This is a genomic window from Phenylobacterium sp., from assembly GCF_031984885.1.
Taxonomy (GTDB): Bacteria; Pseudomonadota; Alphaproteobacteria; order Caulobacterales; family Caulobacteraceae; genus Phenylobacterium.
In genome coordinates this window covers 31,287-44,126 of record NZ_DAMABV010000007.1, presented here as the reverse complement: position 1 = coordinate 44,126, position 12,840 = coordinate 31,287, and the positions used below count along the sequence as shown (strand labels likewise).

At 70.4% G+C, this 12,840-nt stretch carries 14 protein-coding genes; 10 read left to right on the top strand and 4 right to left on the bottom strand.

The genetic code is table 11. The features are described 5' to 3' along the window. Positions 1-78: 78 nt before the first annotated feature. Together ald and mtgA are read right to left on the bottom strand one after the other, a co-directional pair. The gene (ald, locus tag RTL41_RS11975) at positions 79-1,197 is read right to left on the bottom strand and encodes an alanine dehydrogenase (protein WP_312164654.1); all 1,119 of its coding nucleotides are present in this window, start codon (positions 1,195-1,197) and stop codon (positions 79-81) included. A gap of 54 nt (positions 1,198-1,251) precedes the next feature. Further along, entirely contained in the window at positions 1,252-1,956 is a 705-nt protein-coding gene (mtgA, locus tag RTL41_RS11970) for a monofunctional biosynthetic peptidoglycan transglycosylase (protein ID WP_312164651.1), read from the bottom strand. Positions 1,957-2,035: 79 nt separating this feature from the next. Between mtgA and RTL41_RS11965 the strand changes: the two genes are divergently transcribed. Further along, positions 2,036-2,701, top strand: coding sequence for a nitroreductase (locus RTL41_RS11965; RefSeq protein WP_312164649.1), 666 nt, complete (start codon positions 2,036-2,038; stop codon positions 2,699-2,701). Here RTL41_RS11965 and RTL41_RS11960 read toward each other — a convergent pair. Next, positions 2,698-3,663: a WD40 repeat domain-containing protein gene (locus RTL41_RS11960; RefSeq protein WP_312164647.1), complete on the bottom strand. Its 966-nt coding sequence runs from the start codon at positions 3,661-3,663 to the stop codon at positions 2,698-2,700. The genes RTL41_RS11965 and RTL41_RS11960 overlap by 4 nt on opposite strands. 205 nt (positions 3,664-3,868) lie before the next feature. Here RTL41_RS11960 and RTL41_RS11955 point away from each other — a divergent pair, with 205 nt between their 5' ends. Then, the gene (locus tag RTL41_RS11955) at positions 3,869-4,300 is read left to right on the top strand and encodes a biopolymer transporter ExbD (protein ID WP_312164646.1); all 432 of its coding nucleotides are present in this window, start codon (positions 3,869-3,871) and stop codon (positions 4,298-4,300) included. A 144-nt stretch (positions 4,301-4,444) separates the two neighbouring features. Here RTL41_RS11955 and RTL41_RS11950 read toward each other — a convergent pair whose 3' ends face one another. Next, a complete protein-coding gene (locus RTL41_RS11950) occupies positions 4,445-5,518 on the bottom strand; it encodes a GTP-binding protein (RefSeq protein ID WP_312164644.1) in 1,074 nt (357 codons plus the stop codon). A 114-nt stretch (positions 5,519-5,632) separates the two neighbouring features. Between RTL41_RS11950 and RTL41_RS11945 the strand changes: the two genes are divergently transcribed. The 8 genes from RTL41_RS11945 (at position 5,633) to RTL41_RS11910 (ending at position 12,806) form a co-directional block, all read left to right on the top strand. Then, on the top strand, positions 5,633-6,550 hold the full coding sequence (locus RTL41_RS11945; RefSeq protein ID WP_312164642.1) for a cation diffusion facilitator family transporter: 918 nt from the start codon (positions 5,633-5,635) through the stop codon (positions 6,548-6,550). A 92-nt stretch (positions 6,551-6,642) separates the two neighbouring features. Continuing rightward, positions 6,643-7,176 carry a 50S ribosomal protein L21 gene (rplU, locus tag RTL41_RS11940; protein WP_312164640.1) on the top strand — a complete coding sequence of 178 codons (534 nt, stop codon included), beginning with the start codon at positions 6,643-6,645 and terminating at the stop codon, positions 7,174-7,176. Between the two features lie 28 nt (positions 7,177-7,204). Continuing rightward, positions 7,205-7,471, top strand: a complete 267-nt coding sequence (gene rpmA, locus RTL41_RS11935) for a 50S ribosomal protein L27 (protein WP_312164638.1) — start codon at positions 7,205-7,207, stop codon at positions 7,469-7,471. Positions 7,472-7,604: 133 nt separating this feature from the next. Then, positions 7,605-8,141 carry a GNAT family N-acetyltransferase gene (locus RTL41_RS11930; RefSeq protein WP_312164636.1) on the top strand — a complete coding sequence of 179 codons (537 nt, stop codon included), beginning with the start codon at positions 7,605-7,607 and terminating at the stop codon, positions 8,139-8,141. A 195-nt stretch (positions 8,142-8,336) separates the two neighbouring features. Continuing rightward, on the top strand, positions 8,337-9,386 hold the full coding sequence (gene obgE / locus RTL41_RS11925) for a GTPase ObgE (RefSeq protein WP_312164634.1): 1,050 nt from the start codon (positions 8,337-8,339) through the stop codon (positions 9,384-9,386). Further along, the gene (gene proB, locus RTL41_RS11920) at positions 9,383-10,507 is read left to right on the top strand and encodes a glutamate 5-kinase (protein WP_312164632.1); all 1,125 of its coding nucleotides are present in this window, start codon (positions 9,383-9,385) and stop codon (positions 10,505-10,507) included. The genes obgE and proB overlap by 4 nt, the downstream gene beginning before the upstream one ends. Before the next feature lie 67 nt (positions 10,508-10,574). Then, a complete protein-coding gene (locus RTL41_RS11915; protein ID WP_312164630.1) occupies positions 10,575-12,140 on the top strand; it encodes an aldehyde dehydrogenase family protein in 1,566 nt (521 codons plus the stop codon). A gap of 15 nt (positions 12,141-12,155) precedes the next feature. Next, on the top strand, positions 12,156-12,806 hold the full coding sequence (locus RTL41_RS11910) for a nicotinate-nucleotide adenylyltransferase (protein WP_312164629.1): 651 nt from the start codon (positions 12,156-12,158) through the stop codon (positions 12,804-12,806). Positions 12,807-12,840: the final 34 nt, after the last annotated feature.

The window sequence follows — 12,840 nt, the reverse complement described above, 5'->3', positions numbered from 1 at the left end:
AGCCGCATCCTGACCCATCCGGTGTTCATGGGTCCCGGTCTTGCTTCGCAAACCGGGATGACACGGGTGGAGGGCGGCCTACCGCTTCGCCCAGGCTCCGAACGGATCGACGAAGTCCTTGCCCAGCGCCTCGGCCACGGCTGGATGGGTCACCGCGCCCTTCAGCACGTTGAGCCCCCTGGCCAGGTGCAGGTTCTCGCGCAGCGCCGCCAGCCCGCGGTCGGCCAGGGCCAGGCCGAAGGGCAAGGTGGCGTGGACCAGGGCTTCCGACGAGGTCCGCGGCACGGCGCCGGGCATGTTGGCCACGCAATAGTGGACGATCCCGTCGACCACATAGGTCGGGTCGGCGTGGGTAGTCGGGTGCGAGGTCTCGAAACAGCCGCCCTGGTCGATGGAGACGTCGACCAGCACCGCGCCGGCCTTCATCCGCTTCAGTTGCTCGCGATTGATCAGCTTGGGCGCCGAGGCTCCGGGCGTCAGCACCGCGCCGATCACCACGTCGGCCTTCAGCACCTCTTCCTCGACCGCGTCGAGGGTCGAGTAGCGGGTCAGGATGCGCCCCTGGAACAGGTCGTCGATCTGGCGCATGCGCGGGATCGAGCGCTCCAGCACCACCACCTCGGCCCCCAGCCCCGCGGCCATGCGCGCGGCGTTGACGCCGACCACCCCGCCGCCCAGCACGCAGACCCGCGCCGGCGGCACGCCGGGCACGCCCGAGATCAGCAACCCCATGCCGCCGTTGTGCTTGAGCAGGGTCTCGCCGGCCGAGAAGACCGCGATCCGCCCGGCCACCTCCGACATCGGCGCCAGCAAGGGCAACCCGCCGGCCGCGTCGGTCACGGTCTCGTAGGCGATGGCCGCGCAGCCCGACGTCAGCAGGCCCTCGGCCTGGTCGGGATCGGGGGCCAGGTGCAGGTAGGTGAAGAGGATGTGCGTCTCGTTCAGCCGCGCCCACTCGGCGGGCTGCGGCTCCTTGACCTTCACGATCAGCGCGTTGTCGCGAAACACCGTCTCGGCGTCGGGCGCGATGCTCGCCCCGGCCCGGACATAGGCGTCGTCGGCATAGCCCGCCCCGGCCCCGGCGCCGGCCTGCACCGCGACCTGGTGGCCGCGGGCGACGTACTCGCGCACGGCGGTCGGGGTCAGGCCGACCCGATGCTCGTTCGGCTTGATCTCGCTGGGAACGCCGACCTTCATGCAGCCGCCTCCGCTGGGGGTTCGGGCGGCATTGGAGGGGATATCCGCGCCCGGTCAACCCAGGACGCAGGCGGCCATGCCCTCGCGGCTGATGGTCCCGGCGGCCTTGCCGATCTTGCCCGAGCGGCGCTTCACATAGGGCCCCGGCTTGGCCGCCTGCCACTTCAGCGGGCTGGGCAGGATCGCCGCCAGCCGCGCGGCCTGGGCCGGGGTGAGCTGGTCGGCCCCGACCCCGAAGTTCTTCCGGGCGGCGGCCTCGGCGCCGTAGACGCCCGGCCCCCACTCGATGGAGTTCAGATAGACCTCCATGATCCGCGGCTTGCCCCAGATCACCTCGATCAGGACGGTGAAATAGGCCTCCAGCCCCTTGCGGACATAGGAGCGGCCCGGCCACAGGAAGACGTTCTTGGCGGTCTGCTGGCTGATGGTCGAACCGCCGCGCAGCTTCTTGCCCTTGGCGTTGGCCTCGTAGGCCTTCTCGATGGCCTCGAAGTCGAAGCCGTTGTGCTGGCAGAACTTGGCGTCCTCGGCGGCGATCACCGCCCGCACCAGGCGCGGCGAGATCTGGTCCAGCGGCCGCCAGCGGCGGTCGAAGCCCTTGCCCTCGGTCACCCGCTGGATCATCAGCCAGGTCACCGGCGGCGGCACGAAGCGGTAGATGGCCGTGACCATCACCGGGCCGATCAGGCCGAACACCAGGGCCAGCAGCAGCAGGCCCCCGATCAGCCGCCCGAAAAACCCCTTAGACGCCTTAGCCAAGACTCTTGCCCTTACCCGACGGCCGGATAGTAGCGATGCTTCGACCCAGGTTTCCGGTCAAGCCGCAAGGACGCAATCCGTGAACGTCACCGACGCCGTCGCCGCCCGCCAGTCCGTCCGCGCCTTCAGGCCGGACGTCCCGCCCGCCGCCCTGGTGCGCGAGATCCTGGAGGCCGCCGCGCGCGCTCCGTCGGGCGGCAACCTGCAGCCGTGGCGGGTCTACGCCCTGGCCGGCGCGCCGCTGGCGCAGTTGAAGGCCCAGGTCGCGGCCAATCCGATGGGCGAGCCGATGGAGTACGACGTCTATCCGCCCGACCTCTGGGAGCCCTTCCGCACCCGGCGGTTCAAGAACGGCGAGGAGCTATACGCCTCGGTCGGCATCCCGCGCGAGGACAAGCCCGCCCGCCTGCGCCAGTTCGCCCGCAACGGCGAGTTCTTCGGCGCCCCGGTCGGCCTGTTCTTCTGCCTCGACCGCAAGGTCGGCCCGCCGCAGTGGTCGGACGTGGGCATGTACATGCAGACGGTGATGCTGCTGGCGACCGAGCGCGGGCTGGACACCTGCGCCCAGGAATACTGGGCCCGCTATCCGCAGAGCGTCGCCAAGGCGGTGGGCCTGCCGGCCGACCACATGCTGTTCTCCGGCATGGCCCTGGGCTGGCGCGACGAAACCGCGCCGATCAACAGCTTCCGCTCCACCCGCGACCCGTTCGAGGTCTGGGGGGAGCTGAGGGGTTTCGAAGACTAAACGCTCGCCACGCCCGCCGCGCCGTCCTCGTCGCCCCAGGCGACCCGGGTCCCGTCCTTGCTCATGGCCAGGGCGGTGACGGCCGCGCCCTTCTCGGCCTTGAGCGGCACGATCTTCTGGCCGGCCAGGTCGCAGGCCCAGACCCGGCCGTCGTCGAGCCCGGCGCAGACCCACTGGCCGCCCGGCATGCCGTCGACCCGCACGACCATGGCGCTCTCGTCGAAGCCGACCTCGGCCGCCTGCTTGCCCATCGGGCCGGTCGCGCCGGCGAAGGGCCAGGCCACCAGGCCGTTGGCGCCGGAGGTGATCAGCAACTGGCCCTTGGCCACGAAGCTCATGCTCTTCACCTTCACCGGATAGCCGCCCATGCGCAGGTTCTTCTCGTCGGCGACCCGCCAGCCGTGCAGGGCGTTCTCCTGCATGGCCGACATCAGGAACTTGCCGTCGGGGCTGAAGGCCAGGCCGACATGGCTGCCGGCCCACTTCAGGACATAGGGCTTCTGCTCGGCGATCCGGGCGTACCAGAGCCAGGCGCCGCCATAGGTCGCCGCGGCGATGCGCCGGCCCTTGGGATCGAAGACCACGTCCGCCACCGACTTCTCGTGGGTGAAGACGCGGGCGAAGGCCGGGTCGGCGGCGTCGCGCACGTGCAGGTCCCTGCCGGCGGAGAAGGCGATCAGCTTGGAGTCCGGCGAGGCGTCGACCGAGTCGATCCAACGGCCCGGAACCCGGGCGATCTCGGTCGCGCCCGAGGTCCGCGACCAGACGACGCGCCCGTCGTCGCCGCCGGTGATCAGGCCCTCGCCGCTGGGGTGCAGGCAGGCGCAGAGAACCGCCCCGTCGTGGGCTTCGATCTGCTCGCCCGACTCGAATCGGACGGAGCCGTCGCCGAGGGCGAATACGGCCTTCCTGTCCTTTCCGAACAGGGCCGCGGTGACATAGGCGTCGAACTGGAAAGTCATGGCGCGGGTCATACCTGCCTAACATCGATCTTGGCGAGAGGCGGAATCGACCCGTTTTGCGCCTCACATGCAGGCGCCGCGCAAAGCCTGACCTCTTGCGGGCCTCAGTTCGCAGGTTCGGGCTTTACAATCGCATTTTGTTTAGCGATGGGTGTCATCGACTGTGCGGTGGCCTCAGCCAGGGGCCCAAGGGAAGGAAATTCATATGGGTGCGAAGCTGGGTGGCGGAGGCGGCGGCAAGTTCGACCTCGGCCAGAACAGCGACATCAACGTTACGCCGTTCGTCGACGTGATGCTGGTGCTCCTTATTATCTTCATGGTGTCGATCCCCGCTGCGACGGTGTCGATCAAGCTGGACCTGCCGCCGGCGGTTCCGCCGCCCCCGGGCGCCAAGGTCGAAGAGCCGACGCTGATCAACGTTCAGCAGGGCGGCAAGCTGTTCATCGGCGACGTCGCGACCAGCCTCGACACCCTGCCCGCGGACCTGACCCGCATCCTGAACACGCCGGAACCGACCGAAGAGCGCGTCTATATCCGCGCCGACCGGACCGTTCGCTACGGCGACTTCATGGCGGTGATGAACACCCTGCAGGGCAACGGCTTCTTCCAGGTCGCCCTGATCAACGAAGAGCTCTAGTCAGCGCTTCGGACGAAATAGAAAGGCCCGCCCAGGGAAACCCGGGCGGGCCTTTTTCTTTGCGCGACGGCCCCGCCGTCACCCCGATCGTCATGGCAGGTCCCGGCCATCCATAGACGCGGACCTGTCATGACGATCGTTGGATTAGGCCGCGCAGGCCTCGAAGCCCTCGCGCAGCTTGGCTTCGTCGAGGTTGCGGCCGATGAAGACCAGGCGGCTGTAGCGCTTGTCGCCGTCCTTCCACTGGCCCTGGAAGTCGCCTTCCAGGATCATGTGCACGGCCTGGAACACCAGGCGGCGGTCCTCGCCCTGGACGTCGAGGATGCCCTTGGCCCGCAGGATGTCCGGCCCCTGGTCCTGGAGGACCTGGTTCAGCCAGTTGGTCACCCGCTGGCCATGGATCGGCCTGTCTAGCGTGAGCGAGACGCCGCGGATGCCCGCCGCCGCCGCATGGTCCTCATGATCATGGTCGTGGTGACCGTGGTCATGATCGCCGTGGTGATGATGATGGTCGTGATCATGGTCGCAGTCCTCGTCGTGAACGTGGCCCGGCTCGCCGTGGGCGGGATTCAGGAATTGCGGCTGCACATCGGTGATGCGGGCCAGGTCGAAGCTGCCGCGGCCGAGGATCGCCTCGAGCGGCACCTGCGAGCGTTGGGTGCGGTGGATCGGCGCCAGCGGGTTCAGCCGGCGGATCGCCGCCTCGACGCTGCGCAGTTCGTCCTCGGTGACCAGGTCGGTCTTGTTCAGCACGATCTGGTCGGCGAAGGCGATCTGCTCGACCGCCTCGCGGGAATCGGCCAGCCGCAGCGGCAGGTGCTTGGCGTCGACCACGGCGGTGACGCTGTCGAGCTGGGTCCTGGCCTTCACGTCGTCGTCGACGAAGAAGGTCTGGGCCACGGGGCCGGGGTCGGCCAGGCCGGTGGTCTCGACCACGATGGCGTCGAACTTGCCCTTGCGCTTCATCAGGCCCGACAGGACGCGGATCAGGTCGCCGCGCACCGTGCAGCAGACGCAGCCGTTGTTCATCTCGAAGACTTCTTCGTCGGCCCCGACGATGAGGTCGTTGTCGATGCCCACCTCGCCGAACTCGTTGACGATGACGGCGTACTTCTTGCCGTGGTCCTCGGTGAGGATGCGGTTCAAGAGCGTGGTCTTGCCGGCGCCGAGATAGCCGGTGAGGACGGTGACGGGGGTCTTGTCGGTCATGGACGTCATCTAGTCATTGATAGCGTGGAAGGGAACAGCCTGCGGCCTTGGACCGCTTGACCTCATATAGGTGTTATCGAATAACACCGCGCTCCCCGACCGCCGCTATATATAAGAGCAACCGTGACCGCCTCCGCCCCCGAACGCCAAGGACAGATGGACGCCTTCCGGGGCGATCGCGTCTATCTGGGCGCGGACCATGCGCGCAACGAGCGCCGGACCTGGCTGGTGGCCGGGATCTGCGTGCTCACCCTGGCGGCGCAGATCGGCGGCGGGCTGGTCTTCAACTCCATGGCCCTGATCGCCAACGGCGTGCACATGGCCGCCCATGTCGCCGCGCTGGTCGTCGCGGCCGGCGCCTACCGGATGGCCCGCCGCTACGCCCAGGACCCGCGATTCTCCTTCGGCACCGGCAAGCTCGGCTATCTGGCGGGGTTCGCGAACGCCGCGGTGCTGGCGATCAGCGCCGTGCTGGTCGCCATCGAGAGCGGGCACCGCGTGCTTTCGCCCTCGCCGGTGGCCTATGACGGGGCGCTGGCCCTGGCTGGCCTCGCCCTGGCGATCAACCTCGTCTGCATGTGGCTGCTGCGCCCGGTGCATCGCCACGCGCACGATCGCGACGGCGACCTCAACCTCTCGGCCGCCCACCTGCACCTGGCCGGCGACGCCGCGGTCTCGGCCCTGGCCATCGTCGGCCTGGGGCTGGGGCGCGCCTTCGGCTGGCCCTGGGCCGACAGCCTCGCGGGGCTGGCCGGCGCCGTGCTGCTGGCCCACTTCGCCTGGCGGCTGATGACCCGCACCGGCGCGGTGCTGCTGGACGTCAATCCCTCGCCCGACCTCACCGCCGAGGTCCGCCGGCGCATGGAGGCCGAGGGCGAGCGGCTGCTGGACCTGCACCTCTGGCGGCTGGGGCCCGGGCACCACGCGGCCATCGTCGTGGTCGAGGCGCAGAGCCCGCTGCCCGCGGAGGCCTATCGCGCGCGGCTGGCCGGTCTGCCCGGACTGAGTCATGTGACCGTAGAAACACGCCAGGCGCGTTGACTCTCAACGGTCCCTCTGTATAAGTCCGCGCCTCTCGCCCGCGGGCTATCTCGCGGGCGCAATCCATTTTGCTATAGTCCAAGGCGCCAACGATGTACGCGGTGATCAAAACCGGCGGAAAGCAGTACCGGGTTCAAGCCGGTGACCTGCTGGTCGTCGAAAAGCTCGACGGTGAACCGGGTGCGGAAGTCGCGTTCGGCGACGTCCTCCTGCTCGGCGATGGCGAAGCCGTCACGGTCGGCGCGCCGCTGGTCGAAGGCGCCAGCGTCTCGGCCACCCTGATCGAGACCCGCCGCGGCGAGAAGATCAAGATCTTCAAGAAGATCCGCCGCCAGGGCTATCGCCGCACCCGCGGTCACCGCCAGTCGGAGACCGTGCTGCGCGTGACCTCGATCGCCGGCGCCGGCAAGACCGCCAAGTGGGACGGCACGGTCGACCTGACCCCGAAGGCCCTGCTGGACGCGCGCGCCCGCAACCTGAAGAACGTGGTCGCCGAGCTGGAAGCTGCGGCTCCCGCCGCTCCGGCCAAGGCCAAGAAGGCCGCTGCGGCGACCGACGAAGCCCCGGCCAAGAAGGCTGCGCCGAAGAAGGCCGCCGCCAAGAAGTCTGACGACGCCGCCGAATAAGCGCGCACTAGAGAGTTAGGAGAGAGCTATGGCTCACAAGAAATCTGGCGGCTCTTCGCGCAACGGTCGCGATTCGGCTGGCCGCCGCCTCGGCGTGAAGAAGTTCGGTGGTGAAGCTGTCGTCGGCGGCAACATCATCGTGCGCCAGCGCGGCACGAAGTTCTTCCCGGGCGACAATGTCGGCATGGGCAAGGACCACACCCTCTTCGCGACCGCCAACGGCGCCGTGAAATTCGTGACCAAGCGCGACGACCGCACCTACGTGAACGTGGTTGTGGCCCAAGCGGCTGAATAATCAGGCGAACCTCTTGAAACCGGGTTCGCCGTAAGGCGGACCGGGCAGACAGCTTCCGAGGGGGAGTCCGGACCGCCGGACTCCCCCTCTTTGCGTTCTGGAAGGGCCCCGACAGAGGGCCGGGAGGTAGACCATGTGTGCGATCGAACTGGAGCCCGTCATCACGACGCAGCGGCTGCGGCTGCGCAAGCCCCGCAAGGCCGATGCAGCCAGGATCGCGGCCCACGCCAACGACTTCGACGTGGCGCGGATGACCACCGGCATGCCCTATCCCTATGGGGTCGAGCACGCCGAGGGCTTCCTCGAGAAGGCCGGCGAGAACGACCTCGCGCGCGAGGCGGTGTTCGTCATCGACCATCCGCAGCATGGCGCGATCGGCGTGCTGGGCTTCGACGCCCGGGACGGCGGCGAACGCGAGATCGGCTACTGGGTCGGCCGCCCCTACTGGGGCCAGGGCTACGCCACCGAGGCGGCGCAGGGCGCGCTGGTCTGGGCGCATCGGACCTGGGGCCGGCGTTACATGCACGCGGGCCACTTCTCCGACAACCCGGCCTCGGGCCAGGTGCTGTGCAAGGCCGGCTTCCTCTACACCGGCGACATCGAATTGCGCCCGTCCGTCGCCCGCGGCGGCCAGGCGACCCCGACCCGGATGATGGTGTGGCTGGCGTGAGGCCACACCCTCTCCATTCGTCATCCCCGGCTGAAGCGAAGCGGAAGGCCGGGGCCCCATAGGCTCAGGTCCTCCCGCGACGCTCTCCCGCCGCGGCGTCCATGGGTGGCCGGGACACGCCCGGCCATGACGATCGGAGAGGTAAATGCCTACTCCACCCTCGACCTTCGCTCCTCTGTGCTACAAAAGGCCCCGATGAAGTTTCTCGACCAGTGCAAGATCTATATCCGCTCCGGAAACGGCGGCGGCGGCGCTGTGTCGTTCCGGCGCGAGAAGTACATCGAGTACGGCGGCCCCGACGGCGGCGACGGCGGCCATGGCGGCGACGTCTGGATCGAGGCGGTCGACGGCCTCAACACCCTGATCGACTACCGCTACCAGCAGCACTTCAAGGCCGGCACCGGCGTCCACGGCATGGGCCGCAACCGCCACGGCGCGGCCGGCGACGACGTGGTCCTGAAGGTCCCGGTCGGCACCGAGGTGCTGGACGAGGACAAGGAAACCCTGATCGCCGACATGGACGCGCCCGGCAAGCGCATCCTGCTGCTCAAGGGCGGCAACGGCGGCTGGGGCAACGACCGTTTCAAGGGCCCGGTCAACCAGGCCCCGCGCCACGCCAATCCCGGCCAGGAGGGCGAGGAGCGCTGGATCTGGCTGCGGCTGAAGCTGATCGCCGACGTCGGCCTGGTCGGGCTGCCCAACGCCGGCAAGTCGACCTTCCTGGCCGCCGCCAGCGCCGCCAAGCCGAAGATCGCCGACTATCCGTTCACGACGCTGGCCCCCAACCTCGGCATGGTCGACCTCTCGCCCAGCGAGCGCTTCGTCCTGGCCGACATCCCCGGCCTGATCGAGGGCGCGTCGGAAGGCGCGGGCCTCGGCGTCCGCTTCCTTGGCCACGTGGAGCGCACCGCGGTGCTGATCCACCTGGTCGACGCCACCCAGACCGACGTCGCCGAAGCCTGGCGCACGGTCCGCGGCGAACTGGAAGCCTATGGCGAGGAACTCGGCGACAAGACCGAGATCGTCGCCCTCAGCAAGATCGACGCCCTCGACGACAGCGTCATCGAGATGCAGCGCGAGGCGCTCGAGGAAGCGGTCGGCGGCAAGGTCCGGCTGGTCTCCGGCGTCTCCGGCAAGGGCGTCGTGGACCTGCTGCGCGAGGCCTACGCCCTGGTCCGCGCGCGCAAGGCGCAGATCGCCCAGGAAGAGGCCGAGCAGATCGGCGGCACGGGCTGGACCCCGTGAGCGGACTGGCGCAGGCCAAGCGGGTCGTCGTCAAGGTCGGCTCGGCCCTGGTGGCGGGCGATGACGGGCCTGACGCCGCCTGGCTGGCCGCCTTCGCCGCCGACGTCGCCCGGCTGCGCGCCCGCGGCCAGCAGGTGCTGGTGGTGTCCTCCGGCGCCGTGGCGCTGGGCCGCCGCCGCCTGGCCATGGGCCGCCGCAAGCTGACCCTGCCGGAAAAGCAGGCCTGCGCCGCCGCCGGCCAGTCGGCGCTGATGCGGGCCTGGGAAGAGGCGCTGGAGCCGCACGGCCTGGTCGCCGCCCAGGTGCTGATCACCCGCGACGACACCGAGATCCGCCGCCGCTGGCTGAACGCCCACGCCACCCTGTCGACCCTGCTGGGCCTGGGCGTGATCCCGGTGGTCAACGAGAACGACACCGTCGTCACCGAAGAGATCCGCTACGGCGACAACGACCGCCTGGCCGCCCGCGTCGCCCAGATGATCCGCGCCGAGGCCCTGGTCCTGCTGTCGGACATCGACGGCCTCTACACCGCCGACCCGCGCAGCCATCCGGCCGCCGAGCACCTGCCGCGCATCAGCCAACTGACGCCGCAGATCGAGGCCATGGCCGGCGGCGCCAACGCCAGCGCCGGGGTCGGCACCGGCGGCATGGCCACCAAGATCATGGCCGCCCGCATAGCCCAGTCGGCCGGCTGCGCCACCATCATCACCCTGGGCCGCCGCCCCGCCCCGCTCGCCGCCATCGAGGCCGGCGAGAAAGCGACGGTGATCGAGCCCTCGGTGTCGGTCGCCGCCGCCTACAAGGCTTGGATCGCCGGCTCGCTGGCCACCTCCGGCGCGGTGATCGTCGACGACGGCGCGGCCAAGGCGCTGGCCACCGGCAAGAGCCTGCTGCCGGCCGGCATGCGCGCCGTCGAGGGCCGCTTCGACAAGGGCGACGCCGTGGTGGTGACCGACGAAACCGGCCGCGAGATCGGCCGCGGCCTGGCGCGCTACGATTCCGAGGAGGCCGGGCGCATCTGCGGCCTGAAGTCGGACGCCATCGAGGCCCTGCTCGGCTTCACCTCCGGCCCGATGATCCACGCCGACGACCTGGCGCTGTCGGCGCGGACCCCGGCCTGACCACGACGGATTTGCGACGGGCTCCAAAGGGGCCTACTAAACCTCAAACTGAGCATTAGGGCGCGTGATGGACGACGCGGCGGCGAGCACCAAGGCCGAGACTGGAGCCCGGACGGGCAAGCTGGAGACCCTGGTCGCCGGCATGCCGATCCCGTTCGGCGGCGACCGCGTGGCCTATGTCTCCGACAGGCTGGCCGCGGCCTTCCAGGCGGGCGACCGGCTGGTCGTGGTCCAGGAGACCGGCGACCTGCTGCACATCCCCGCCCCCGTCCAGGCGATCGCCGCCGGCGCCGTCGCCCGCGCCCACGCGGCGTTCGGCCAACTCGCCCAGGTGAGCGACGCCGCCATCACCGCCTTCTTCGACGCCTTCGCCGCCAACCTGGCCGACGACGGGGCCTGGAGCGCGATCGCCAAGGCGAACGCCGAGGACGTCGCCCGCGCCCAGGCGCGCGGCCGCTCCACTACCCGCCTGGCGGTCAGCGAGGCGATGCGCGCCGACATGATCGCCGGCCTGCACGTCTGGCGCGACGCCCAGGTCGGCCGCGGCCGCCTGGTCGAACGGGTCGAGCATCCCGGCTGGAGCGTCGAGCAGGTCGCCGCGCCCCTGGGCGTGGTCGGCTTCATCTTCGAGGGCCGCCCCAACGTCTTCGCCGACGCCACCGGCGTCCTGCGCACCGGCAACACCGTGGTCTTCCGCATCGGCTCCGACGCCCTGGGCACCGCCCGCGCCATCGTCGAGCACGCCCTGGACCCGGCGCTGCAGGCCGCCGGCCTGCCGCCCGGCGCGGCCGCCCTGGTCGACAGCCCCGAGCACGCCGCCGGCTGGGCGATGTTCTCCGACAAGCGCCTGGCCCTGGCCGTGGCCCGCGGCTCGGGCCCCGCCGTCGCCCAACTGGGCGCCATCGCCCGCCAGGCCGGCGCCCCGGTCAGCCTGCACGGCACGGGCGGCGCCTGGATGGTGGCCGCCGCCGACGCCGATCCGGCCCGTTTCAAGGCCGCCGTCTACCACTCGCTCGACCGCAAGGTCTGCAACACGCTCAACGTCTGCGCCATCGTCCGCGAGGCCGCCGGCGCCCTGGTCCCGGCGTTCCTCGCCGCCCTAGACGCCGCCGGCCAGCGCCGGCGCAATGTGAAGCTGCACGTGGTCGAGGGCTCGGAAGACGCCCTGCCCGCCGCCTGGCGCGAGGCCCGCATCCTCGTCGGCCGGGCCGAGGGCGAGGTCGAGGAACCCAAGGTCGAGCTGCTGGCGCAGAGCGAACTCGGCCGCGAGTGGGAGTGGGAGGAGACCCCCGAACTGACCCTGGTGCTGGTCGACAGCGTCGAGGCGGCCGTGGCCCTCTTCAACCGCTACAGCCCGCAGTTCGCCGCCAGCCTGATCTCGCAGGACCCCGCGGCGCACGAGCGCTTCTACGGCGCGGTGAACGCGCCGTTCGTCGGCGACGGCTTCACCCGCTGGGTCGACGGCCAGTTCGCCCTCGACCGCCCCGAGCTCGGCCTCTCGAACTGGGAGCACGGCCGCCTGTTCGCCCGCGGCGGGGTGCTGTCCGGCGACGGCGTCTTCACCGTCCGCGCCCGGGTCCGCCAGGACGACCTCGACCTCGACCGCAATCCCGCCACGGCCAAGCCGCTTTGAACCTGCGTAGGTCCTGTGTGGTTCGCCGGTCCCGCTAGGCGCCGGCCCAAGGCGGGGCGTCCCGCCGCCCTGCGGCTCGGCTTCGACCTGAGGCCGGGGATGCGCGTGGGCCTCTATGGCGGCTCGTTCAATCCGGCCCACGAAGGCCACGCCCACGTCGCCGAGACCGCCCGCCGCCGGCTGCAGCTCGACCGGGTGGTCTGGCTGGTCTCCCCGCAGAACCCGCTGAAGGCCAGCCGCGAGACCGCCAGGCTGGAAGACCGCATGGCCGGCGCGCGCGCCTTCGCCCGCGGCCGCAGCATGATCGTCAGCGACGCCGAGACCCGCTTCGGCTCGCAGTACACCATCGACACCATCCGCGCGCTGAAGGCCCGCTTTCCCGGCGTCCACTTCGTCTGGATCATGGGCGCCGACAGCCTGGCCAGCTTCCACCGCTGGCGCGGCTGGACCCAGATCATGGCCGAGGTGCCGGTCGCCGTGGTCTCGCGTCCCTGGATCTCGCTGAAGAGCCGCTCCTCGCCCGCGGCGCGGCGTTTCGCCCATGCGCGGGTCTCGCTGCTGCAGGCCAAGCTGCTGCCCGGCACGTCGCCGCCGCGCTGGGTTTTCCTGACCGGACCGTTGAATTTCCAGTCGTCCACGGCGCTGCGCGCGCGCCAGGCGAAATAGCCCGATCACGATCGCCGCGGGCCGGGAACGATCG

Excerpts from the sequence above, each read along its gene's own strand:
- ald (WP_312164654.1), bottom strand. The coding sequence starts at position 1,197 with ATGAAGGTCGGCGTTCCCAGCGAGATCAAGCCGAACGAGCATCGGGTC.
- RTL41_RS11960 (WP_312164647.1), bottom strand. The coding sequence starts at position 3,663 with ATGACTTTCCAGTTCGACGCCTATGTCACCGCGGCCCTGTTCGGAAAG.
- RTL41_RS11955 (WP_312164646.1), top strand. The coding sequence starts at position 3,869 with ATGGGTGCGAAGCTGGGTGGCGGAGGCGGCGGCAAGTTCGACCTCGGC.
- RTL41_RS11950 (WP_312164644.1), bottom strand. The coding sequence starts at position 5,518 with ATGACGTCCATGACCGACAAGACCCCCGTCACCGTCCTCACCGGCTAT.
- rplU (WP_312164640.1), top strand. The coding sequence starts at position 6,643 with ATGTACGCGGTGATCAAAACCGGCGGAAAGCAGTACCGGGTTCAAGCC.
- rpmA (WP_312164638.1), top strand. The coding sequence starts at position 7,205 with ATGGCTCACAAGAAATCTGGCGGCTCTTCGCGCAACGGTCGCGATTCG.
- RTL41_RS11930 (WP_312164636.1), top strand. The coding sequence starts at position 7,605 with ATGTGTGCGATCGAACTGGAGCCCGTCATCACGACGCAGCGGCTGCGG.
- obgE (WP_312164634.1), top strand. The coding sequence starts at position 8,337 with ATGAAGTTTCTCGACCAGTGCAAGATCTATATCCGCTCCGGAAACGGC.
- RTL41_RS11915 (WP_312164630.1), top strand. The coding sequence starts at position 10,575 with ATGGACGACGCGGCGGCGAGCACCAAGGCCGAGACTGGAGCCCGGACG.